This is a genomic window from Kribbella sp. NBC_00709, assembly GCF_036226565.1.
In the GTDB taxonomy this organism is placed as follows: domain Bacteria; phylum Actinomycetota; class Actinomycetes; order Propionibacteriales; family Kribbellaceae; genus Kribbella.
Genome location: NZ_CP108996.1, coordinates 6,302,817 through 6,323,751, shown reverse-complemented (window position 1 = coordinate 6,323,751; position 20,935 = coordinate 6,302,817). Strand labels below are relative to the sequence as shown.

The window sequence follows — 20,935 nt, the reverse complement described above, 5'->3', positions numbered from 1 at the left end:
TGCTGAGGGAGGAGCCGGGGCGATGTATGTGTTGATTACGGGTGGGACCAACGGGATCGGGTTGGCGGGGGCTCGGGGGTTGGTTCAGCGGGGGGCTCGGGTTGGGTTGGTGGCTCGGGATGGGGGGAAGGCGGAGCGGGTTGCGGCCGAGCTGGGTGGGGCCGACGTCTTTCAGGCGGATCTGACGTCGCAGGCCTCGATCCGGGAGATGGTGCGGGACGTTCGGGGACGGGCGCCGGCGATCGATGTGCTGGTGAACAACGCCGGCGCGATGTACGGCAGTCATCAGCTGTCGGCGGACGGTATCGAGCTGACCTGGGCGTTGAACGTCGTCGCGCCGTACCTGATCACGACCCTGCTCGCCGGCCAGCTCTCCCCCCACGCCCGGGTGATCGGCACGGCGTCGGACGAGCACGAGAAGGCGAAGCGGATCGACTTCGACGACCTGACTGGTGAGCGGTACTTCTCGGCGTCGGCCAAGCTGACCGGCGGCTCGCTGCGGCGGTACGGCGAGACGAAGCTGGCGCTGATCCTGCTCAGCGGAGAACTCGCCCGGCGAGTGCCGTTGATCCACACGTACACGTTCGAGCCGGGGCTGGTCGCGACCGGGTTCAACCACAACAACGGCCGCTTGATGAAACTCATGATGGCGATGACCAAACCGTTCGCCCGCACTCCGGAACAGGGCGCCGAGACCCTCGTCTGGCTGGCCACCTCACCGGACGTCGCCGACGAGACCGGCCTGTACTACTCCCGCGAACGCCGTAGCGACCCGTCCCCCGCCGCCCAGGATCCGGCCGCCGCCGCACGCCTGTGGGAGACGCTGGAGCGGCAGACGACGCTACCGAAATGAATCCCATCGCGGTATGGTCGTGGTATGAGCAAACAGATCACGGTCAGGCTGCCGGACGACCTGGTCGATTTCATGGACGAGCTCGTCGCCACCGACAAGGCGACCAGCCGGGCGTCCGTGGTCGCCCGGGCGATGGAGCGTGAGCGCCGCCGCGAGCTGGCTGCCCGCGACCTCGCGATCCTGACCGAGCACGGCGGGTACGACGACCTGGACGGCCTCGCCACCGCGGCCTCCGGCACCGTCCTCAGCGATCTCGACTGATGCGTGCGCTCCACATTGCCCGGCTCGACAAACCGCGACCGGTCGTCGTGCTGACCCGCGACCTGATCCGCCCACGCCTCACCAACGTCACGGTCGCGCCGATCACCAGCACGATCCGCGGCCTGTCGACCGAAGTACTGGTCGGCCCGGACAACGGCCTGGATCACCCGAGCGCGATCTCCTGCGACAACATCCAGACCATCCCCAAGGCCCAGCTCGGCCGCCTGATCGGCCACCTCCACCCCGACCAGGAGCCCCTCCTCGCCGAGGCGATCAACCTGGCGTTCGACCTCGAGCTCTAACCGAGCAGCACCGCGCGGTTCGCCAGCACGTAGGCCGCGGCCGCCCGGTACCCGGCAGCATGGTCCTCGTCCCGATGGACGTCGAACGCCGGATCACCGGCGCGCACCTGCTGCTCGATGTGTGCGGCGAACGACAGCAGCCTGATCCCGATCAGATCCACCAACTCGGCGGGCTCGACGCCGAGACCGTACGACGCGCAGAACAGCCGCAGCCGTCCGGCCCGGTCCGGCTCCTCCGCCCAGCCGAACGGCTCGAGCGAGGCGGGCGGGTGGAACGGCACGAACTGGTGCGCCGCATAGGCGAGATCCCATCGGCGGTTCGAGGGGCCGATCGTGTCCCAGTCGATGATCCCGGTCACCTCCGCGCCGTCGAACACCACGTTCCACGGCGCCAGATCGTGGTGCCCGATGCAGTCGATCCGCACCGGCGCCGCGACTTCCAGGCTGTGCCACTCGCCGGGCTCGACCGGCTCGAAACCCTCGGTCGCGTCATGCAGCCGGCGGATCGCCCGCGCCACACTCGCGAGCGCCTGGTCCGAGCGGAGGGCAGCGGTCAACGGCGGATAGCCGGTGCTGCCCGGCAGGTACGACAGCGTCTCCGTCGCGCCGCCCGCTCCGACCAGTCGCGGTGCCAGGTCGAATCCGATCCGCTCGAAGTGGCGGAGCAGCGCGTGTGTGTTCGCAGTACCTCTCCAGCGTTGCACCGTGTCTCCCTGGCGGACCGGCTTCGCGAACCGTCCGCCGGACAGGGCATCCTCGTCCACGTCGAGCTCTAGCCGAGCTTGGAGACGTCCCGGACGGCGCCGCGGTCGGCGCTGGTGGCCATCGCGGCGTACGCCCGGAGCGCGGCGGAGACCTTGCGCTCGCGGTTCTTCGGCACGTAGACACCGCCGAGGGCTTCGCGGCGGGCGGTCAGCTCGGTCTCGTCGACCAGCAGCTCGATCGAGCGACCAGGGATGTCGATGCGGATCTGGTCGCCGTCCTGGACCAGGGCGATCGTGCCGCCGGACGCCGCCTCGGGCGAGGCATGCCCGATCGAGAGTCCCGACGTACCACCGGAGAAGCGGCCGTCGGTGACCAGCGCGCACACCTTGCCGAGGCCGCGGCCCTTGAGGAACGACGTCGGGTACAGCATCTCCTGCATGCCCGGCCCGCCCTTCGGGCCTTCGTAGCGGATCACCACGACGTCACCCGGCTGGACCTGCTTGGCCAGGATCTTCTCGACGGCCTCCTCCTGCGACTCGCACACCACCGCAGGACCCTGGAAGGTCCAGATCGACTCGTCCACTCCGGCCGTCTTCACGACACAGCCGTCGACAGCGAGGTTGCCCTTCAGTACGGCGAGTCCGCCGTCCGTGGAGTACGCGTGCTCGAGATCGCGGATGCACCCGCCGGCCGCGTCGGTGTCGAGGGTCTCCCAGCGCTCCGACTGCGAGAAGGCGGTCGCGGACCGCTTGCAGCCCGGCGCCGCGTGCCACAGCTCGACGGCCTCGGGCGACGGTGAACCGCCGCGCACGTCCCAGGTCTTCAGCCAGTCGTCGATCGAGTCGCTGTGCACGGTGTGGATGTTCTCGTTCAGCAGGCCGGCGCGGTGCAGCTCGCCGAGGATGGCCGGGATGCCGCCGGCGCGGTGCACGTCCTCCATGTAGTACGTCCCGCCTGGCGCGACGTTCGGCGCGACCTTGGCCAGGCACGGCACTCGGCGGGAGACCGCGTTGATGTCGTCGAGGTCGAAGCCGACCTCGGCCTCCTGCGCGGCCGCGAGCAGGTGCAGGATCGTGTTCGTCGATCCGCCCATCGCGATGTCGAGTGCCATCGCGTTTCCGAAGGCCTCCTTGGTCGCGATGTTCCGCGGCAGCACGGTGGCGTCGTCGTTGTCGTAGTACCGCTTGGTGATCTGTACGACGGTCTCTCCGGCCTTCTCGTACAGCGCGCGGCGGGCGGTGTGGGTCGCCAGGACGGACCCGTTGCCCGGCAGCGAGAGGCCGATCGCCTCGGTCAGGCAGTTCATCGAGTTCGCGGTGAACATGCCGGAGCACGAACCGCAGGTCGGGCAGGCGTTCTCCTCGATCCGCAGGATGTCGGCGTCGGAGACGTTCTCGTTGACGGCCTCGGACATCGCGTCGATCAGGTCGAGCTTGCGGACGGTGCCGTCGACCAGCGTGGCCCGGCCGGCCTCCATCGGGCCGCCGGAGACGAACACGGTCGGGATGTTCAGCCGGAGCGCCGCGTTCAGCATGCCGGGGGTGATCTTGTCGCAGTTCGAGATGCAGACCAGCGCGTCCGCGCAGTGCGCCTCGACCATGTACTCGACCGAGTCGGCGATCAGGTCCCGCGACGGCAGGCTGTAGAGCATGCCGCCGTGACCCATCGCGATCCCGTCGTCGACGGCGATCGTGTTGAACTCGCGGGCGATGCCGCCGGCCGCGTGGATGGCCTCGGAGACGATCCGGCCGACCGGCGCCAGGTGGGTGTGGCCGGGGACGAACTCGGTGAAGCTGTTCGCGACCGCGATGATCGGCTTGCCGAAGTCCTCGCGGGCTACCCCGGAGGCCTGCATGAGCGCGCGGGCGCCCGCCATGTTGCGGCCGTGGGTGACAGTACGGGACCTCAGAGCAGGCACGACGACATCTCCTCGCAGTAGAACGACCCCTCTGATGTTGCCACGCTCGTCCGGATGGCGGTACGCGGGTCCCGGATCGTGGAGTGGGTGATTCTGTCCGGGCCTGGATCTAGCCTGTGTTCATGGCAGGGATGGAGCACCACACGCGACCGGTGCACCCTGCCCTGCGCCCGTTCGTCGGCGACCTCGTCGGCTATGCGTCGTACGGGGATCCGATGGAGCTGCACCGCGGCCTGCCGTCCCGGTTCATGACCCTGGTGATCACGCTCGACGAGCCGCTCGGCGTCGCGTGGCCGGGTAGCCCGGTGGAGAAGTACGACGCCCTCGCCGGCGGGCTGCACTCCACCGCAGTGCACATCGGCGAGACCGCCAGCCGCGCCGGCGTACAGATCTCGCTCACTCCCCCGGCCGCCCGAGAGCTCCTCGGCCTGCCACCAGGTCGGCTGGCGTCGATCGTGGTCGGCTTGGACGAGCTGTTCGGTAGGACGGCTCGCGAGCTGACCGAGCAACTGCGGGAGGATCCGAGCTGGGCGACGCGGTTCGACCTGATCGAGGGCCTGTTGCTGCGGCAGCTCGGCCAACGCAACGCGGGCACGGCCCGGCCGGAGGTGACCTGGGCCTGGCAACGCCTGTGCGCGTCACGCGGTGCGATCGGCATCCAGCAGCTGGCGACCGAGGTCGGCTGGAGCCGGCGGCATCTCACCGACCGCTTCACGTCGGAGCTCGGCCTGCCACCGAAGGTCGCCGCCCGGGTGCTGCGCTTCGAGCGCGTCACCGGCCACCTGCGCCGGCATCCGACGACCCGGCTGGCCGATCTGTCGGCCGAGGCTGGGTACGCCGATCAGGCCCATCTGACCCGCGAGTTCCAGGCGATCGCCGGCTGCTCGCCACGGCAGTGGATGACCGAGGAACTCCCAAACCTTCAAGACTTCGTCCACGCCGAGGCGGCAGTCTCGAAGGTATGAACACTGTGACTGAAAACAATGTGATCGGAGTGTGGCCCGGGCTGCACTACCGCGACGGACAGGCCGCGTTGAAGTTCCTCACCGAAGGCCTCGGCTTCACCGTCATCGCGTCGTACCCGGGCGTCGCCGAGGGTTCGATCGCCCACGCCGAGCTGTCCTGGCCGACGGGTGGCGGCATCATGCTGGGGTCCAGCGACGCCAAGGCGGAGCCCGACGAGTTCACTGCGCTGGCTCAGCTGACCCAGTCGGTCTATCTGGTCCACGCCGATCCCGACAGCCTGATCGGTCGTGCGATCGGCGCCGGCGCGGTCGTCGTCCGCGGTCTGGAGGACACCGACTACGGATCGCGCGGCTTCACCGTGCGCGATCCCGAGGGCAATCTGTGGAGCATCGGCACCTACGCCGGTGAAATCGCCAAGTAATCCGCAGGCTGAGGCGATCGGGTCGGCATCTGTCGGTCGATCTCATTAGACTCGCCGGGGTGAGCGAGACAACGGCACTGCCTGATTCCGAAGCCCTGCAGATCCTGCGGCGCGTCTTCGGCTACGACGCCTTTCGCGGTCAGCAGGCCGAGATCATCGACACCGTGGTCGCGGGCGGCGACGCGTTGGTGCTGATGCCGACCGGTGGCGGCAAGTCGCTGTGCTACCAGATCCCGGCGCTGGTCCGGTCCGGTGTCGGCGTGGTGATCTCGCCGCTGATCGCGCTGATGCAGGACCAGGTCGACGCGCTCACCGCCCTCGGTGTGCGAGCCGGATTCCTCAACTCCACGCAGGACTTCGATCAGCGCCGTGAGGTCGAGCAGGCGTTCCTGGCCGGCGAGCTGGATCTTCTGTACCTCGCGCCCGAGCGGCTGCGGGTCGACGCGACCGTGCGGCTGCTCGACCAGGGCAAGATCGCGTTGTTCGCGATCGACGAGGCGCACTGTGTGTCCCAGTGGGGGCATGACTTCCGCCCCGACTACCTGATGCTGTCCGAGTTGCACGAGCGCTGGCCCGACGTACCGCGGATCGCGTTGACCGCGACTGCGACCGAGGCGACGCACAAGGAGATCGCGACCCGGCTGAACCTGTCCGAGGCCAAGCACTTCGTCGCGAGCTTCGACCGGCCGAACATCCAGTACCGGATCGTCCCGAAGGACAACCCGCAGCGGCAGCTGCTCGACCTGCTGCGCACCGAGCACGCCGGCGACGCGGGCATCGTCTACTGCCTGTCCCGCAACAGCGTCGAGAAGACCGCGGCCTTCCTGACGCAGAACGGGATCGAAGCCGTGCCGTACCACGCCGGTCTGGACAGCCGGACCCGCGCCGAGAACCAGTCGCGCTTCCTCCGCGAGGATGGGCTGGTCGTGGTCGCGACGATCGCGTTCGGGATGGGGATCGACAAGCCCGACGTCCGGTTCGTCGCGCATCTCGACCTGCCCAAGTCGGTCGAGGGGTATTACCAGGAGACCGGTCGCGCCGGGCGGGACGGATTGCCGTCGACCGCCTGGCTGGCGTACGGGCTGCAGGACGTCGTACAGCAGCGGAAGATGATCGACACGTCCGAGGGCGACCTCGCGCATCGACGCCGGCTGAGTTCGCATCTCGACGCGATGCTCGGGTTGTGCGAGACCGTGCAGTGCAGACGGTCGCAGTTGCTCGCGTACTTCGGTCAGCACGGCGACTCGTGTGGGAACTGCGACACGTGTCTGACTCCGCCCGAGTCATGGGACGGGACGATCGCGGCGCAGAAGCTGTTGTCGACGGTGTATCGGCTGCAGCACGAGCGCGGGCAGAAGTTCGGCGCCGGGCAGCTGGTCGACATCCTCCTCGGCAAGGAGACCGAGAAGGTCAAGCAGTTCCGGCACGAGGAGCTGACGGTGTTCGGGATCGGCACCGAGTTGAAGGACACCGAGTGGCGCGGAGTGGTCCGGCAGTTGCTGGCTCTGCGGCTGCTCGCGGTCGAAGGTGATTACGGCACGCTCGTGCTGACCGAGGAGAGCGCCGAGGTGCTCGGCCGGCGGCGTGAGGTGATGATGCGTCGCGAGCCCGAGCGGGTCCGCTCCTCGTCCAGGTCGTCGGGCGGGAAGAAGGCGGCGGCCGACCTGCCACCGGAGGCGGCGCCGGTCTTCGAGCGGCTGCGTGCCTGGCGGGGCGCGGTGGCGAAGGAGCAGGGCGTCCCGGCGTACGTCATCTTCCACGACGCGACGCTGCGGCAGATCGCCATCGACCTGCCGACGTCCTTGGCCGAGCTGGGAAAGATCAGCGGCATCGGCGAAAACAAGCTGGCCAAGTACGGCGACGGAGTTCTGGAAGCCCTGTCGAATTCGGACTGAGCTCTTCGACGCGAAGGCAGGAGCACGGATCGACCACGCCCCGCCAGAGCCAGGTTGAACGTTCATGTCCTCATCGGTGTTGTTGATGTCGATGTCCGCCGACGGCTACATCGCCGGCCCGAACGACCGACCGGGGAACCCGGGTGGCGACGACTTCATGCGGCTGCACGAGTGGTACCTCGACGCCGACGGCGAGGTCGGCCGGCCCGCGGGCGAGGCCGGCGTGATCTACGACGAGTTGATGGCGACCGGTGCCGTGGTGGTCGGTCGTCGTACGGCGGAACAGGTCGACTACTACGGCGGCGCTCATCACGGCGTACCCCTGTTCGTCCTCAGCAACGATCCGGCCGCGACCTCGAAGTACGAGTCGGTCACCTTCGTGAACGACATCGAGAACGCAATGGCCCAGGCGAAGGCTGCGGCCGGCGACAAGGACGTGCTGGTGCACGGCGCGGTCACCGCACAGAAGGCGCTGGCGGCCGGGGTGCTCGACGAGTTGCAGATCGACCAGGTGCCGGTGCTCTTCGGCGGCGGGCTGCGACTGTTCGACGTACTGCCAGAACGCATCGAGCTCGACATCGTCCGCGTCATCGACACGCCGCAAGCAACCCACATCCGCTACCGCGTCCGCCGCTGATTCACCCCAGTAAGGGTTGCAGGGCTTTCGTCAGCTCGCCCATTGCGCGGTCGACATCCCTGGTGCCGTCGGCAAAGAGCAGCGCGACCGAGAGCTTCTTCGCCGGCCTTGGCCAGGAGCATCACCTCCGCCGCGACGAACGTCTTCGTGATGCTCGCGACCCCCATACTGGTCGCCGGCGTCAGCGCCGTACCGCGGATGTCCGTCCCGGCCGCACCTGACCAGCTCCACTGATCCGTGACCACCGCCGCGGTAGCCCCGCGTGAACCCGACGGGCTGTCGGGGAACGCGACGATCTTCGCGAGAACGTCCTGCAGCGCTTTGGCTTTCGCTGGCTCGAGGGTTCGCGTTCCCGGGTCCGGGAAGGAGGCTGCGGACGCAGGTGTGTCCGGCGCGGGTGCCGGTACATCTCCCCCACCACAGCACCCCACCAACGCCATCACCAGCAGGGCGATCGCGCTCCACCTCACCGCTCGATCATGCCCCCGAACTCCCCAACGGCTAAGGCGTCCAGGCCACCTTTGGTGTCAAGGCGGCGAAGTCGTGGATGAGGCGGGAGCGGCGGGAGGAGACCCAGGCCAGGCAGACGGTGTTCGGGGCGAGGTCGTTGACCGGGACCGCGACGACGTCGGAGCGTTGATAGAAGGTGGCGACGGACAGCGGGATGATCGAGATGCCGCGGCCGGTGGCGACGTGTTCGAGCTTCTCCTCGACGCTGCGCAGCACGGGGATCGGCTTCGCGGTGCGGGTCCGGAGCTCGAGGGCGATGTCGCGCCATTCCGGTACGGCGTCCGGGTCCTGCAGCAGGTGCTCGTCGGCGAGATCGGTGATGTCGATGACCGGCTTGCCGGCCAGCCGGTGATCGGACGGGAGCATCGCGACCCGCGGCTCCTCGAACAGCGGGCGCACGGTCAGCCCGGCTTGGTCGATCGGCAGCCGGACGATGCTCACATCGACCCGGCCGTCGTGCAGTACGTCGACCTGGTCGTTCCAGGTGGTCCGGATCAGCTCCACCTCGATGTCGGGGTGGCTCGCGCCGAACGCCCGGACCGCCTCGGTCACGGTGAGACCCGGCATGAAGCCGATCGTGAACGTCTTCGATCCTCGCGCCGCCTGAGCCACCCGCCGGCGGGTCGCATCCGCCGACGACAGCAGTGGCCGCGCGTCGTCGAGCAGTTGCCGTCCGGCCGGGGTCAGCTCGGTGGCGCGCTTCGTCCGAACGAACAGCTGGGCCCGCACCTCGTCCTCGAGCGCCCGGATCTGCCGCGACAGCACCGGCTGCGCGATGTGCAGCCGCTCCGCCGCGCGGCCGAAGTGCAGTTCCTCGGCGACGGCCACGAAGTACCGGAGCTTGCGGAGATCGAGGTCCATAATACCTTCAGGGTATTACAGCGGCCGGAACAGGTCTTGGACGGCGGCGGCCCGGCGGCCGCATCGTGGAAGGGAATCCCCCACCCACGAAAGGCTTTGCCGTGACTCTGCAGAACCAGCGCGTGGTCGTCCTCGGCGGTACGTCGGGAATCGGCCTCGCCACCGCTCAACTCGCCGCGGCCCAGGGCGCTACCGTGATCGTTGCCTCCAGCAACCCCGAGTCGGTGAAACGCGCACTGGACGTACTGCCCGCGACCGCGTCCGGCGAGGCGATCGACCTCACCGGCACCGCGGCGGTCAAGGCGTTCTTCGACGGCCTCGACCCGTTCGACCACCTCGTCTACACCGCGGGTGAGTCGCTCGCGCTGCTCGAGGTCGCGTCGATCGACCTCGCCCGGGCCCGCAAGGCGTTCGAGCTCCGCTACTTCGGCGCCCTAGGTGCGGTCGGCGCCGCCGCGTCCAAGATCCGCCCGGGTGGCTCCGTCGTCCTCACGACCGGCGCCGCCGGCGACCGTCCGAGCCCGGGCTGGTCGGTGGCGGCCAGCATCTGCGGAGCGGTCGACTCGCTGGTCCGCGCACTCGCTGTGGAGTTGGCCCCGCTGCGCGTCAACGCGGTCAAGCCAGGCGTGGTCCGCTCGCCGCTGTGGTCGAACATGTCCGTCGAGGACCAGGAGACGCTGTACGACGAGACGTCGCGGCTGCTCCCGGTCGGGCGGGTCGGTGAGGTCACGGACATCGCGGCGGCGTACGTCTATCTGATGAACCAGGGCTACGCGACCGGCACCATCGTGACCGTCGACGGCGGCCATGTCCTGGTCTGAGGCAGAGTAGGACGCGTGACACGCACTCTGATCACCGGTTCGGCGGACGGCCTCGGGCAGCTGGTCGCGCAAGAGCTGGTCGCGCAAGGACATGAGGTCGTGCTGCACGCCCGCAACGAGCAGCGTGCACGCGACGCCCTTCAGGCTGTGCCCGGAGCGGCCGCGGCCCTCGTCGGTGACCTGGCGAGCATCGACGAGACCAAGGACCTGGCCCGGCAGGCGAACGAGTCCGGCCGCTTCGATGTCGTCGTACACAACGCAGCAGTCGGCTACCAGGAGGCCCGGATCGAGACGGTCGACGGGTTGGAGCACGTGTTCGCGATCAACGCGCTCGTGCCGTACCTGCTGACCGCGTTGATCGACCGCCCGGACCGCCTGATCTACCTCAGCTCCGGGATGCACCTCGGCGGCGAGCTGATGCTGGACGACCTGCAATGGGTACGGCGGCGGTGGCGTGGCGCGCAGGCGTACTCCGACTCCAAGCTGCACGACGTGCTCCTGACCTTCGCCGTGGCTCGGCTCTGGCCGGACGTCCAGTCGAACGCCGTCGACCCCGGATGGGTGCCGACGAAAATGGGCGGTCGGGGTGCGCCCGGAGATCTCGGCCAGGCTCACCCGACGCAGGTGTGGCTGGCGACCGGGGCGGATACCGGAAGTGGTGGGTACTACTACCACCGGCGGTCGCATCGGACTCATCCGGTGGCTTCGGATCGCGAGGCGCAAGACGGGTTTCTGGAGGCCTGCGCCTCGCTGACCGGGGTGCGGCTCTGATCAGGTCTGGGAGATGTACAGCCGATTCCCGTCCTGATCGCGCAGGCTGAACATCGGCGGTACGCCGGGCCACTCGAGCAGCTCGTCGGTGTCGACGCCGGCGTCGAGGAAGTGCTGGTGGGCGGCCTTGGCGTCGGGGCTGCCCATCCGGATCCCGGTGTCGACCCCGGCCGGGTTGCCCTCCGACGCCGGGACGAGCGCGATGCTCGCGGACGAGCCCGCCGGCGCCACGACGAGCCAGCGACCGCCGAACTGCGGCAGCGGGGCATCCATCAATACCTCGAACCCCAGCGTCCCGGTGTAGAACGCCACTGCCTGGTCCTGGTCGGTGACCGGTACGCCGACGGTCCGGATCTCGCTGATGTGATTCATCGTGGTTCTACCTCCTGAGTGAAAGGGTGCGTTCACTCAGGAGGTAGAAACCACTCCGGGCTTTTCGACATCACCCGGCCGAGACTCTTACTTCGCGACGACCCGCAGGCTGAATTCGGCCTGGCCGTCACCGGTCGAGCGGGTGACGATGCCGGCCGAGCGGAGTGCGGCGAGGTCCTTGTCGTCGGCGAAACGCTGGCTGACCGCACCCACCGACGCGAAGTCGACGTACCCGATCATCACGGCGCCCTTGGTGTCGGGCAGCGCCTGCTTGAAGTTGTCGGTCTGGCCGAGGTTGCCGCCCTTCAGCACCTGCTCGGCGTAGTCCTTGCTGGTCGAGACCACCAACGTGTCGTCGTCCTTCGCGGTCTCGATCGGGATGTTGGCCGACGAACGCTCGTGCAGCAGCGTGGTCAGCTTCTGCACCACCGGCTCGGCCTTCGCCGGGTCGGTCTCCATCCGGGCCGCGATCTTCGGGCCGTCCGCGGTGTCCTTGTCCATCGCGACGGCGAGGTTCTTGCCGGCCAGGCTCTTCAGGTCGTCCGGCAGCGTCAGGCCGGTCTCCTCGGTGATCCGGTCGAGCATCGGCTTGAGGTTCTCGCCGCCCGCCTTCTGCACCTGCTGCCACGCGGTGTCGATCAGGTTGTCGCCGCCGGAGATCGCGATCGCGCCGGCCGTGCTGTCGGGCAGCTTCGAGACCAGGTCGCCGGCGTCGGCCGCCGAGTTCACCTTGATGCTCTTGTCGCCCTGGCCGATCCCCTTCAGCTCGACGTACGACGCGTCGAACCGCAGCGCGACCGCCGTCGTGGCGTCGCCGAGGCCGGCGATCTGACCGGAGTCGACCTTGCCGGTGATCGAGGCGATCCCCTTCACGTCCGCCCAGCCGGACAGGAAGCCCTGCTCGCCGAGCTTGTCCATGTCGGCGCTGAACTTGGCGTTCTTGGTCAGCGGGTTGTCCTTGGCGGTGGCGACGGCCGAGTCGACGGTCGCCTGGTCGTCGGACAGCAGCATGTACCCGTTGCTGAACGCGCGGCCGGGCTTCTTGTCCTCGTTCGCCAGCAGCTTGTCCATGCCCTTGTTCGCGGCGTCCTGGTTCTTCACCTGGACCGCGACCACCACGACCGGCTCGCGCTTGCCGTCGGCGGGCGGGAGCGCGGCGATGCCGGCCCGGTCGCCGAGCCACGGCTTGATGTCCTTGTCGTAGTCGACATTCGCGAGGTCGTCGCCGGAGGACTTCTTGATCTGGTCGAACAGCTTCTGCCGCAGGTCGTCCTTGTCACCGGTGAGGCCGAGCTTGTCCTTCACCGACGGGAACTTCATCATGAACCGGATCGCGGCCACCTTCTGGCCGGCGGACGGGTTCAGGTCGACCCGGGCGTACGCCACCGCCGTACCCGGCAGCACGTCGGCCGGCTGCTTGCCGCCGGCAAGCTTGCCGTAGGCAAAGATTCCGCCGCCGGCCACGACCAGCACCAGCGCGAGTGCGGCGACGATCGGGATCAGCTTGCCGCGCTTCTTCTTCGGCTCCGGCTGCCACTGCTGAGCGCTGTACCCCGGCCCTTGCGGCGGCTGACCGCCGATGTGCATCTGCTCGTACGACTCCTGCCCCGGCTGACCGTGCTGCGGCCCGCCCTGCTGGGGCCCGCCGTACTGCTGGCCCTGCTGCCGGTGCATCGGCTGCTGCGGGTACCCCTGCGGCCCCGGCTGCTGCCCGTACTGCGGCTGCTGCCCTTGCGGACCGGGCTGCTGACCCTGCGGCGGCCGGCCGTACTGCGGCTGACCCTGGTACGGCTGACCCTGCTGCGGAGCCGGTGGCCGGCCCTGCTGCGGCCACTGGTTCTGGCCTGGGTGCTGCCCCGGGTGCTGGCCTTGCGGCGGACCGTACTGCGGACCGCCGGCGCCTGGGTACTGCGGGTTGGGGGGTTGGTTCTGGTCGGACATAAGCTCCCTCGCTGGCTCCGGTGGCCTCACCCGCCGGACCTGCAAAGGTTAGTGGACCGGTGGCGCAGGGTCTGACGCAGGAGGTTGCGAACTGGTTGCAACCGGGGCGACCGGGTCCGCGCGCCAGGTCGTGGCGGCGATGACGGCGCAGGCCAGCGCGGCGCCGACCAGCCAGGCGGCCACCGGGGTCCAGGTGTGCAACTCGAGCGGAGCCGCCACCAGGTCACCTGGCCGCGCGGCCCGCAGCCGCGGCTCGATCGCGTCGTGCCCGAGCAGCATGCCGACGCCCCAGCAGATGCCGGACCCCAAGCAGGCGCCGAGGGCAACGATCGCCACGGACCACGGACCGTAGTTGCGCAGCCACCAGAACAGCGCCCCGCCGAGCACCAGCGCCGTGAGGAATCCGATCGCGGTGAACGTCCCGTCCGGCCCGAAGATCCGGGTCATCTGCTCCTCGCCGAGCGCGCCGCCCTGCTCGTCCACGGTGTACTGCGCGAGCGGCGAGAACTGCTGCCACGCCCACCCGGCGACCACACCGGCAACCAGGAACACCGCCACCGTCACCAGCACGGCCTTCGCCCACGGCAGCGGACGCTCCACCTCCGGGGGCGCACCGAACGGATTGCTCGACGGCCGTGCGACGTACGGCGAAGAAGGCTGTGACGACTCCGGTTGACTCACGTCGACAGTGTGCCGCATCGGTTCCAACGCCGGTCAGCTGGCCAGGCAGGAGGGGCCGAGGAGCGCCTTCAGGTCGGCCATCAGCGCCGAGGTCGGGGTGACCCGGTACTGGTCCGCGATCCGCCAGATCTCGGTCTTCTGCCGGGCCTGGAGCTTCAGCTGGACCTCGGTCATCCCCGGATGCGACTTCAGCACGTCCCGGAGCTGCGTGACCACCGGCGGTGTACACCGGTTGGCCGCCATCGTGATCACCACCGGCCCGCTCGGACCCTCGGTCAGGTCCGGAACCACGACCTCGTCACCGCTCAGCTCGAGCCGGTCCTCGCGGCGGCGGACCCGGCCCTTCATCAGGATGATCGCGTCGTTGGTGAGCAGGTGCGCGTGCAGCTGGTACGCCGAGGAGAACATCATCACCTCGATCGAACCTTCCAGGTCCTCGATGGTGACGATCGCGTAGATGTCGCCCCGCTTGTTCACCTTTCGCTGCACCGCGGTCACCAGGCCGCCGATCGTCACCCGGCTGCCGTCCGGGCGGTCCTCGTCGGCGAGCAGCTGACCGATCGTGCAGTCGCTGCCGTTGGTGAGCACGTGCTCGACCCCGAACAGCGGGTGGTCGGACACGTACAGCCCCAGCATGTCGCGCTCGTGCGCGAGCTTGGTGGCCTTGTCCCACTCCTCGATCTCCGGAACGGTGACGGTCAGGCGGCTGTTGCCCTCGCCCTCGTCGGCCTCGTCGTCCCCCATCGAGAACAGGTCGAACTGTCCGTGCGCTTCGTTCCGCTTGAGGTCGATGGCTTCGTCGACGGCCTGCTCGTGGACGGCGACGACCGCGCGCCGGGCGTGGTTCATCGAGTCGAACGAACCCGCCTTGGCCAGCGACTCGATCACGCGCTTGTTGCAGACCGGCAGCGACACCTTGTCGATGAAGTCGACGAAGTCGGTGAACCGGCCCTTCTCCTCGCGGGCCGCGACGATCTCGGCGACCACGTTCACACCGACGTTGCGGATCGCGGACAGGCCGAAGCGGATGTCGGTGCCGACCGGGGTGAAGTTCGAGTCCGACTCGTTGACGTCCGGCGGCAGCACCTTGATGCCCATCCGGCGGCACTCGTTCAGGTAGATGGCCATCTTGTCCTTGTCGTCCTTCACGGACGTCAGAACAGCGGCCATGTACTCCGCCGGGTAGTTCGCCTTCAGGTACGCCGTCCAGTAGGAGACCAGACCGTACGCCGCGGAGTGCGCCTTGTTGAACGCGTAGTCGGAGAACGGGACCAGGACGTCCCACAGCGCCTTGATCGAGGCGGCGCTGAACCCGTTGTCCTTCATGCCGCCCTCGAACCCGACGTACTCGGCGTCGAGGACTTCCTTCTTCTTCTTGCCCATCGCCTTGCGGAGCAGGTCCGCCTTGCCCAGGCTGTAGCCCGCGAGCTCCTGGGCGATCTTCAGCACCTGCTCCTGATAGACGATCAGCCCGTAGGTCGGGCCCAGGATCGGCTTCAGCGCCTCTTCCAGCTCCGGGTGCAGGTAGCTGATCTCCTGCTGGCCATTCTTCCGCAGCGCGTAGTTGGTGTGTGAGTTCGCGCCCATCGGGCCCGGCCGGTAGAGCGCGCCGACGGCGGAGATGTCCTCGAAGTTGTCCGGTTTCATCAGCCGCAGCAACGCCCGCATCGGGCCGCCGTCGAACTGGAAAACGCCCAGGGTGTCGCCGCGCCCGAGCAGTTCGAAGGTGGGACCGTCGTCCAGACTGTGGCTCAGCGCGTCGAGGTCGATCGTGATGCCGTGCGCGACCTCGATGTTCTTGACCGCGTCGTCCATGATCGTCAGGTTGCGCAGGCCCAGGAAGTCCATCTTGACCAGGCCCAGCGTCTCGCAGCTCGGGTAGTCGAACTGGGTGATGACCTGGCCGTCCTGCTCGCGGCGCATGATCGGGATCAGGTCGATCAGCGGCTCGCTGGACATGATCACGCCGGCCGCGTGCACACCCCACTGGCGCTTCAGGTTCTCCAGGCCGCGGGCGGTGTCGACGATCTTGCGGACGTCCTGGTCGGCCTCGTACAGCTGGCGGAACTCGCCGGCCTCGGAGTACCGCTTGTGCTGCGGGTCGAAGATGCCGGACAGCGGGACGTCCTTGCCCATCACGGTCGGCGGCATCGCCTTGGTGATCCGGTCGCCCATCGCGAACGGGTAGTCCAGCACCCGGCCGGCGTCCTTGATCGCCTGCTTGGCCTTGATCGTGCCGTAGGTGACGATCATCGCGACCCGGTCGTCGCCGTACTTGTCGGAGACGTAGCGGATCACCTCCGGGCGGCGGCGGTCGTCGAAGTCGATGTCGAAGTCGGGCATCGACATCCGCTCGGGATTCAGGAACCGCTCGAAGATCAGGCCGTGACGCAGTGGCTCGAGGTCGGTGATCCGCATCGCGTAGGCGCAGATCGAACCGGCGCCGGAACCACGGCCGGGGCCGACCCGGATGCCCTGCTTCTTGGCCCAGTTGATGAAGTCGGCGACGACCAGGAAGTAGCCGGCGTACCCCTTGGAGACGACGATCTCGATCTCGTAGTCGGCCCGCTGGCGGATCTCGTCGGTGATCCCGCCCGGGTAGCGCTCGTGCAGCCCGACCTCGACCTGCTTGACGAACCAGGACTCCTCGTTCTCCCCCTCCGGGCAGGGGAAGCGCGGCATGAACCGGCCCTCGCCCTCGGTGAAGCTGACGTCGCACTGCTCCGCGATCAGCAGCGTGTTGTCACACGCCTCCGGGAAGTCCTTCCAGACCTCGCGCATCTCGGCGGCTGTCTTGACGTAGAACTCGTTCGCGTCGAACTTGAACCGGTTCGGGTCGGACAGCGTCGAGCCGGACTGCACGCACAGCAGCGCGGCGTGCGCCTGGGAGTCCTCCGGCTTGGTGTAGTGCAGGTCGTTGGTCGCGACCAGCGGCAGGCCGAGGTCCTTGGCCAGCTTCAGCAGGTCCTTCTGGATGTCCCGCTCGATGCCGAGGCCGTGGTCCATCAGCTCGCAGTAGAAGTTCTCCTTGCCGAAGATGTCGCGGAACTCCGAGGCGGCCTCGACGGCCTCCTTGTACTGCCCGAGGCGGAGCCGGGTCTGCACCTCGCCGGACGGGCAGCCGGTGGTCGCGATCAGGCCCTGGCCGTAGGTGTTCAGCAGCTCGCGGTCCATCCGGGGCTTGAAGTAGTAGCCCTCGAGGCTGGCCAGCGAGCTCATCTTGAACAGGTTGTGCATGCCGGAGGTGTTCTTCGCCAGCAGCGTCATGTGCGTGTACGCACCCGAGCCGGAGACGTCGTCGCGGCCGGAGTTCGCGTCGCCCCACTTGACCCGCTTCCGCTCCGAGCGGTGGGTGTGCGGCGTCAGGTACGCCTCGACGCCGATGATCGGCTTGACGTCGTACTTCTTCGCGGTCTTCCAGAACTCGTACGCCCCGAACACGTAGCCGTGGTCGGTCGTCGCGATCGCCGGCTGACCCATCTCCTGGGCTGTCTTGAACAACTCGTCGATCCGCGCGGCGCCGTCCAGCATGGAGTACTCGGTGTGCACATGAAGATGCACGAAACTGTCGCTGGACCCCATATCGGCGCAGACCTCCCAGGGCGTTGGTGAGCGTGACTGGAGCAGCCTAGTTCGCGCCTCGGACAGTTTCCGAACGGGCTCTCCGGGGAGTCCTCAACCCGCCCGCTATCCGGTCAGTCGCAGCACTCGGACGGCGAGTGGTACGACGCAGAGCGACACCAGGAAGAGGGCGGAACGCTGGACCCAGCCCTGCACCGCGGTGCCACCGGTGAACGCCGTCAAGGCCAGCGCTGCCAGGAAGACGAAGCCTGCGATCCGGGTCGGTCCGGCCAGATCCCGCCAGCCGTCGATCGTGCGCATCCGGCGGGACAGCAGGAACGGCGCGATTACCGTCGCCACGCCCGCGATCACGTACGAGGCGATGTGCACCTTGCCGTGCCATGACTCGAAGGACGCGGTCGACACACAGCCGAGGTCCGCCTCGCGGCAGTCGAGCCGGAAGAAGGCGTCGCTGAGGTTGTCCCAGCCGGCCAATGAGAAGGCGACCAGCCAGGCGCCGACGGATTCGCGGCCGTCGGCGGTGCGCAGAGCGGGCCGCAGCAGCAGGAGTGCGAACGCGATCGTGAAGGCGCCCGCGATGCCGAGGCTGAGGCGGGCCAAGGTGGCGTGGTGCGCCGTGAGGGCTGCGAGATCACTGATGTCATGGCGGCCGGCGTCGTACCCATGTCCTTCGATCAGGCCGCCGACCGCAGTACCGGCGACGAAGACTCCTTGCGCCGCGATGGTCGCGATCGCCAGCGCTTTCGGAGCCCGGCGGCCGCTCATGTGTCGGCGAGCAGGTCCAGGGCGTGGTCCAGGTCTTCGGGGTACTCCGAGGTGAACTCGACGTACTCGCCGGTGCCGGGGTGGGTGAAGCCCAGGCGCATCGCGTGCAGCCATTGGCGGGTGAGGCCGAGGCGTTCGGCGAGGGCGGGGTCGGCGCCGTAGGTGAGGTCGCCGCAGCAGGGGTGGCCGATCGCGGACATGTGGACGCGGATCTGGTGGGTGCGGCCGGTCTCGAGGGTGATCTCCAGGAGGGTCGCGTACCGGAACGCCTCGAGCGTCTCGTAGTGGGTCACGCTCGGCTTGCCGCCGGCCACCACGCCGAACTTGTAGTCGTGGTGCGGGTGCCGGTCGATCGGCGCGTCCACGGTGCCGGTGAACGGGTCGGGGTGACCCTGCACCAGCGCGTGGTAGATCTTCTTGACGGTCCGCTCCTTGAAGGCGCGCTTGAGGACGGTGTAGGCGTACTCCGTCTTCGCGACCACCATCAGCCCGGACGTGCCGACGTCGAGCCGGTGCACGATGCCCTTGCGCTCGGCCGCGCCGCTCGTCGAGATGTTGAAACCCGCGCCGGCCAGGTGGCCGATCACGGTCGGGCCGGTCCAGCCGGGCGACGGGTGGGCGGCGACTCCGACCGGCTTGTCGACCACGACGATCTCGTCGTCGTCGTACACGATCCGCAGGTTGTCCACGGTCTCCGGCACGACGGTCACCTCGGTCGGCGGCGCCGGCAGCTCGACATCGAGCAGTACGCCGGCCGCGACCCGCGACGACTTCGGCGCCGGCGATCCGTCGACCTGGACCAGGCCGGACTCGATCAGCTCGGCGGCCTTGGTCCGGGACACGCCGAACAGCCGGGACAGCGCCGCGTCGAGCCGCTCGCCTGCGAGACCGTCCGGCACCATCACAGTCCGGGACGTCCCTGAGGTTCCAGATGTCACCGCCGCTGCTCCCGGGTGCCGTCGAGCTTGATCCCGCGCAGGGTCTGGATCACCAGCAGGACGGCGGCCGACGTCACGGCCATGTCCGCGACGTTGAAGATCGCCCAGTGCGGTGTCTGGAGGAAGTCGACCACATGCCCGTGGAACGCCGACGGCTCGCGGAAGATCCGGTCGATGATGTTCCCGACCGCGCCGCCGAACAGCAGGCCGAACGCGACCGCCCAGCCCGCCGACCCGAGCCGCCGGGACAGGTAGATGACGCCGATCGCGACGATGATCTGGACCGCAGAGATGTACGGCGTGTAACCGGTGCCAAGGCTGAACGCGGCGCCCGGATTCCGGATCAGGTTGAACTTCAGCAGCGAGCCGACCACATTCACCGGCTCCCCCGGCGTCAGATGCGCCAGCGCCAAAGCCTTGGTGATCTGGTCGAGAACCAGAATCAGAAGCCCGACCCCACCGAACAGCCCCATCCATTTCCAGGACCGGCCGGGCGGTGGGGACGGTGGGGACGACGGAGAACCGGCCGACGGTTCGTCGGCCGGTTCTGGGGTGGCTGCGTCTCCCACCTGGTGAGACGAGGCGGAGTCGTTCAGCGGCGTTCTTGGCGTTCTTTGCATGACACGCACAGTGTCGCACGCGGGAACGCCTGCAGCCGACCCTTGCCGATCGCGTTGCCGCAGTTCTCGCAGACGCCGTACGTGCCGTCGTCGATCCGGGTCAGCGCGAACTCGATCTGGTTGAGCATGTCGCGGGCGTTGTTGGCCAGCGTCAGCTCGTGGTAGCGCTCCAGCGTGGTGGAACCTACGTCGGCCTGGTCGTTCCCGGCGCCGTCGCTGCCGTCGCGGAACAGGCCCGCGATCTCCTGCTCGGCGTCGCGGATCTCCTCCTTGAGGTGCTCGACCTCACCCTCCAGTTCCGTGCGGAGCTCGGCGAGCTCGGCAGCGGTCCACGGGTCCTCGCCCGGCTTCACCTTGAAGGTCTCGGCCGTATGTGCAGCGGACTTCGCCGGCGCTGTGGCCGGGGTCCTGTTCTCGTTGGTCTTCATGGCCACCCTCTTCGTCTGGACTTCCTGGGCAGGGGTCTTCTTGGCCGGAGCCTTCTTTGCCGCGGTGGAAGTCGACGCCGACTTCTTCGCCGCGGGAGTCTTCTTGGCCGGCGAGGTCTTCGCCGGGGTTTTCCGGGCCGCCGTCTTCTGGACCGGTTCGGACTTCTTCGCGGCGCTCTTCTTGGCCGCGGCAGAACGTTGGGGGGCGGACTTCCTGGGTGCCGATGTAGCCATTGTGATCAGCTACCCCCTGCCTTCGTCGGAGACTGAAGCGGACTGGTCGCAAGACAGTAGGCCACCCGGTGACCACCAGCCAGTACGACGCGCAGACCGTGGACATACGGTAGTCGGTTCTTCAAGTCCGCTCGATGTTCCGCGCGTCACAGCCCTGTCTCAGCCGTCACACTCCGTCACCCAAACGTTTAACTCCCCCTCACTTCGAGCGCAGCAGCATTCTCCGCAGAGAACGACCAACTGACCACCGATTAACGATTCGTAGTCACCCGGTACGACGCCGTACACTGACAACCGCGATCCGCAAGGCATTGATGGGGCCATCACCCCGGAGCCGCCGGAAGAACGGTCTGCAAGGACCTATTAGAACCGGCAGCGACGCAAGAAGGAAGTGGGTGATATCCCTACCCGGGAGTCACCAAGGAGGGTGGTACCGCGCGGTCCCCGGTCAGT

Annotated in this window: 21 protein-coding genes; 10 read left to right on the top strand and 11 right to left on the bottom strand. The window is 68.3% G+C overall.

What is annotated here, in order from left to right:
• Positions 1-22: 22 nt before the first annotated feature.
• Genes OHA18_RS31025 through OHA18_RS31015 form a run of 3 tightly spaced genes read left to right on the top strand, consistent with a single transcriptional unit; the run spans position 23 to position 1,416 of the window.
• A complete protein-coding gene (locus OHA18_RS31025) occupies positions 23-853 on the top strand; it encodes an SDR family NAD(P)-dependent oxidoreductase (RefSeq protein ID WP_328998872.1) in 831 nt (276 codons plus the stop codon).
• A 24-nt stretch (positions 854-877) separates the two neighbouring features.
• Complete coding sequence (locus tag OHA18_RS31020; RefSeq protein WP_328998871.1) at positions 878-1,114, top strand: ribbon-helix-helix domain-containing protein; 237 nt, start codon at positions 878-880, stop codon at positions 1,112-1,114.
• On the top strand, positions 1,114-1,416 hold the full coding sequence (locus OHA18_RS31015) for a type II toxin-antitoxin system PemK/MazF family toxin (protein ID WP_328998870.1): 303 nt from the start codon (positions 1,114-1,116) through the stop codon (positions 1,414-1,416). Before OHA18_RS31020 ends, OHA18_RS31015 begins: the two co-directional genes overlap by 1 nt.
• Here OHA18_RS31015 and OHA18_RS31010 read toward each other — a convergent pair.
• Both OHA18_RS31010 and ilvD read right to left on the bottom strand, forming a co-directional pair.
• Positions 1,413-2,180: a phosphotransferase gene (locus OHA18_RS31010; protein WP_328998869.1), complete on the bottom strand. Its 768-nt coding sequence runs from the start codon at positions 2,178-2,180 to the stop codon at positions 1,413-1,415. The genes OHA18_RS31015 and OHA18_RS31010 overlap by 4 nt on opposite strands.
• Positions 2,181-2,188: 8 nt before the next feature.
• Positions 2,189-4,039: a dihydroxy-acid dehydratase gene (gene ilvD / locus OHA18_RS31005; RefSeq protein WP_328998868.1), complete on the bottom strand. Its 1,851-nt coding sequence runs from the start codon at positions 4,037-4,039 to the stop codon at positions 2,189-2,191.
• 122 nt (positions 4,040-4,161) lie between these two features.
• On the opposite strand from ilvD, the gene OHA18_RS31000 reads away from it, so the two are divergent.
• The 5 genes from OHA18_RS31000 to OHA18_RS30980 all read left to right on the top strand — a co-directional run bounded on the left by OHA18_RS31000 (position 4,162) and on the right by OHA18_RS30980 (position 8,192).
• Positions 4,162-5,004: an AraC family transcriptional regulator gene (locus OHA18_RS31000; RefSeq protein WP_328998867.1), complete on the top strand. Its 843-nt coding sequence runs from the start codon at positions 4,162-4,164 to the stop codon at positions 5,002-5,004.
• Positions 5,001-5,426, top strand: a complete 426-nt coding sequence (locus OHA18_RS30995) for a VOC family protein (RefSeq protein ID WP_328998866.1) — start codon at positions 5,001-5,003, stop codon at positions 5,424-5,426. The genes OHA18_RS31000 and OHA18_RS30995 overlap by 4 nt, the downstream gene beginning before the upstream one ends.
• A 59-nt stretch (positions 5,427-5,485) precedes the next feature.
• A complete protein-coding gene (recQ, locus tag OHA18_RS30990) occupies positions 5,486-7,321 on the top strand; it encodes a DNA helicase RecQ (RefSeq protein WP_328998865.1) in 1,836 nt (611 codons plus the stop codon).
• Between the two features lie 64 nt (positions 7,322-7,385).
• On the top strand, positions 7,386-7,958 hold the full coding sequence (locus tag OHA18_RS30985) for a dihydrofolate reductase family protein (protein WP_328998864.1): 573 nt from the start codon (positions 7,386-7,388) through the stop codon (positions 7,956-7,958).
• Positions 7,959-8,066: 108 nt separating this feature from the next.
• Positions 8,067-8,192, top strand: coding sequence for a hypothetical protein (locus OHA18_RS30980; RefSeq protein ID WP_328998863.1), 126 nt, complete (start codon positions 8,067-8,069; stop codon positions 8,190-8,192).
• Between the two features lie 267 nt (positions 8,193-8,459).
• Here OHA18_RS30980 and OHA18_RS30975 read toward each other — a convergent pair whose 3' ends face one another.
• Positions 8,460-9,329, bottom strand: coding sequence for a LysR family transcriptional regulator (locus OHA18_RS30975; RefSeq protein WP_328998862.1), 870 nt, complete (start codon positions 9,327-9,329; stop codon positions 8,460-8,462).
• A 101-nt stretch (positions 9,330-9,430) separates the two neighbouring features.
• Between OHA18_RS30975 and OHA18_RS30970 the strand changes: the two genes are divergently transcribed.
• Together OHA18_RS30970 and OHA18_RS30965 are read left to right on the top strand one after the other, a co-directional pair.
• The gene (locus OHA18_RS30970; protein WP_328998861.1) at positions 9,431-10,150 is read left to right on the top strand and encodes an SDR family oxidoreductase; all 720 of its coding nucleotides are present in this window, start codon (positions 9,431-9,433) and stop codon (positions 10,148-10,150) included.
• 15 nt (positions 10,151-10,165) lie between these two features.
• The gene (locus tag OHA18_RS30965; protein WP_328998860.1) at positions 10,166-10,921 is read left to right on the top strand and encodes an SDR family NAD(P)-dependent oxidoreductase; all 756 of its coding nucleotides are present in this window, start codon (positions 10,166-10,168) and stop codon (positions 10,919-10,921) included.
• On the opposite strand, the gene OHA18_RS30960 is transcribed toward OHA18_RS30965, so the two are convergent.
• The 8 genes from OHA18_RS30960 to OHA18_RS30925 all read right to left on the bottom strand — a co-directional run bounded on the left by OHA18_RS30960 (position 10,922) and on the right by OHA18_RS30925 (position 20,482).
• Entirely contained in the window at positions 10,922-11,293 is a 372-nt protein-coding gene (locus OHA18_RS30960) for a VOC family protein (protein ID WP_328998859.1), read from the bottom strand.
• Positions 11,294-11,380: 87 nt separating this feature from the next.
• Positions 11,381-13,234: a DUF3352 domain-containing protein gene (locus tag OHA18_RS30955; RefSeq protein ID WP_328998858.1), complete on the bottom strand. Its 1,854-nt coding sequence runs from the start codon at positions 13,232-13,234 to the stop codon at positions 11,381-11,383.
• A gap of 48 nt (positions 13,235-13,282) precedes the next feature.
• Complete coding sequence (locus OHA18_RS30950) at positions 13,283-13,915, bottom strand: hypothetical protein (RefSeq protein WP_328998857.1); 633 nt, start codon at positions 13,913-13,915, stop codon at positions 13,283-13,285.
• Between the two features lie 33 nt (positions 13,916-13,948).
• Positions 13,949-17,497, bottom strand: coding sequence for a DNA polymerase III subunit alpha (gene dnaE, locus OHA18_RS30945; RefSeq protein WP_328998856.1), 3,549 nt, complete (start codon positions 17,495-17,497; stop codon positions 13,949-13,951).
• Positions 17,498-17,602: 105 nt separating this feature from the next.
• Entirely contained in the window at positions 17,603-18,262 is a 660-nt protein-coding gene (locus OHA18_RS30940) for a DUF998 domain-containing protein (RefSeq protein WP_328998855.1), read from the bottom strand.
• Entirely contained in the window at positions 18,259-19,164 is a 906-nt protein-coding gene (locus OHA18_RS30935; RefSeq protein ID WP_329006174.1) for an RluA family pseudouridine synthase, read from the bottom strand. Before OHA18_RS30935 ends, OHA18_RS30940 begins: the two co-directional genes overlap by 4 nt.
• A gap of 32 nt (positions 19,165-19,196) precedes the next feature.
• Positions 19,197-19,673, bottom strand: a complete 477-nt coding sequence (gene lspA, locus OHA18_RS30930; protein WP_328998854.1) for a signal peptidase II — start codon at positions 19,671-19,673, stop codon at positions 19,197-19,199.
• Positions 19,674-19,792: 119 nt separating this feature from the next.
• The gene (locus tag OHA18_RS30925; protein WP_328998853.1) at positions 19,793-20,482 is read right to left on the bottom strand and encodes a TraR/DksA family transcriptional regulator; all 690 of its coding nucleotides are present in this window, start codon (positions 20,480-20,482) and stop codon (positions 19,793-19,795) included.
• Positions 20,483-20,935: the final 453 nt, after the last annotated feature.

Excerpts from the sequence above, each read along its gene's own strand:
- OHA18_RS31025 (WP_328998872.1), top strand. The coding sequence starts at position 23 with ATGTATGTGTTGATTACGGGTGGGACCAACGGGATCGGGTTGGCGGGG.
- OHA18_RS31020 (WP_328998871.1), top strand. The coding sequence starts at position 878 with ATGAGCAAACAGATCACGGTCAGGCTGCCGGACGACCTGGTCGATTTC.
- OHA18_RS31015 (WP_328998870.1), top strand. The coding sequence starts at position 1,114 with ATGCGTGCGCTCCACATTGCCCGGCTCGACAAACCGCGACCGGTCGTC.
- OHA18_RS31000 (WP_328998867.1), top strand. The coding sequence starts at position 4,162 with ATGGCAGGGATGGAGCACCACACGCGACCGGTGCACCCTGCCCTGCGC.
- OHA18_RS30995 (WP_328998866.1), top strand. The coding sequence starts at position 5,001 with ATGAACACTGTGACTGAAAACAATGTGATCGGAGTGTGGCCCGGGCTG.
- OHA18_RS30985 (WP_328998864.1), top strand. The coding sequence starts at position 7,386 with ATGTCCTCATCGGTGTTGTTGATGTCGATGTCCGCCGACGGCTACATC.
- OHA18_RS30975 (WP_328998862.1), bottom strand. The coding sequence starts at position 9,329 with ATGGACCTCGATCTCCGCAAGCTCCGGTACTTCGTGGCCGTCGCCGAG.
- OHA18_RS30960 (WP_328998859.1), bottom strand. The coding sequence starts at position 11,293 with ATGAATCACATCAGCGAGATCCGGACCGTCGGCGTACCGGTCACCGAC.
- OHA18_RS30955 (WP_328998858.1), bottom strand. The coding sequence starts at position 13,234 with ATGTCCGACCAGAACCAACCCCCCAACCCGCAGTACCCAGGCGCCGGC.
- dnaE (WP_328998856.1), bottom strand. The coding sequence starts at position 17,497 with ATGGGGTCCAGCGACAGTTTCGTGCATCTTCATGTGCACACCGAGTAC.
- OHA18_RS30940 (WP_328998855.1), bottom strand. The coding sequence starts at position 18,262 with ATGAGCGGCCGCCGGGCTCCGAAAGCGCTGGCGATCGCGACCATCGCG.
- OHA18_RS30935 (WP_329006174.1), bottom strand. The coding sequence starts at position 19,164 with ATGGTGCCGGACGGTCTCGCAGGCGAGCGGCTCGACGCGGCGCTGTCC.
- lspA (WP_328998854.1), bottom strand. The coding sequence starts at position 19,673 with ATGGGGCTGTTCGGTGGGGTCGGGCTTCTGATTCTGGTTCTCGACCAG.
- OHA18_RS30925 (WP_328998853.1), bottom strand. The coding sequence starts at position 20,482 with ATGGCTACATCGGCACCCAGGAAGTCCGCCCCCCAACGTTCTGCCGCG.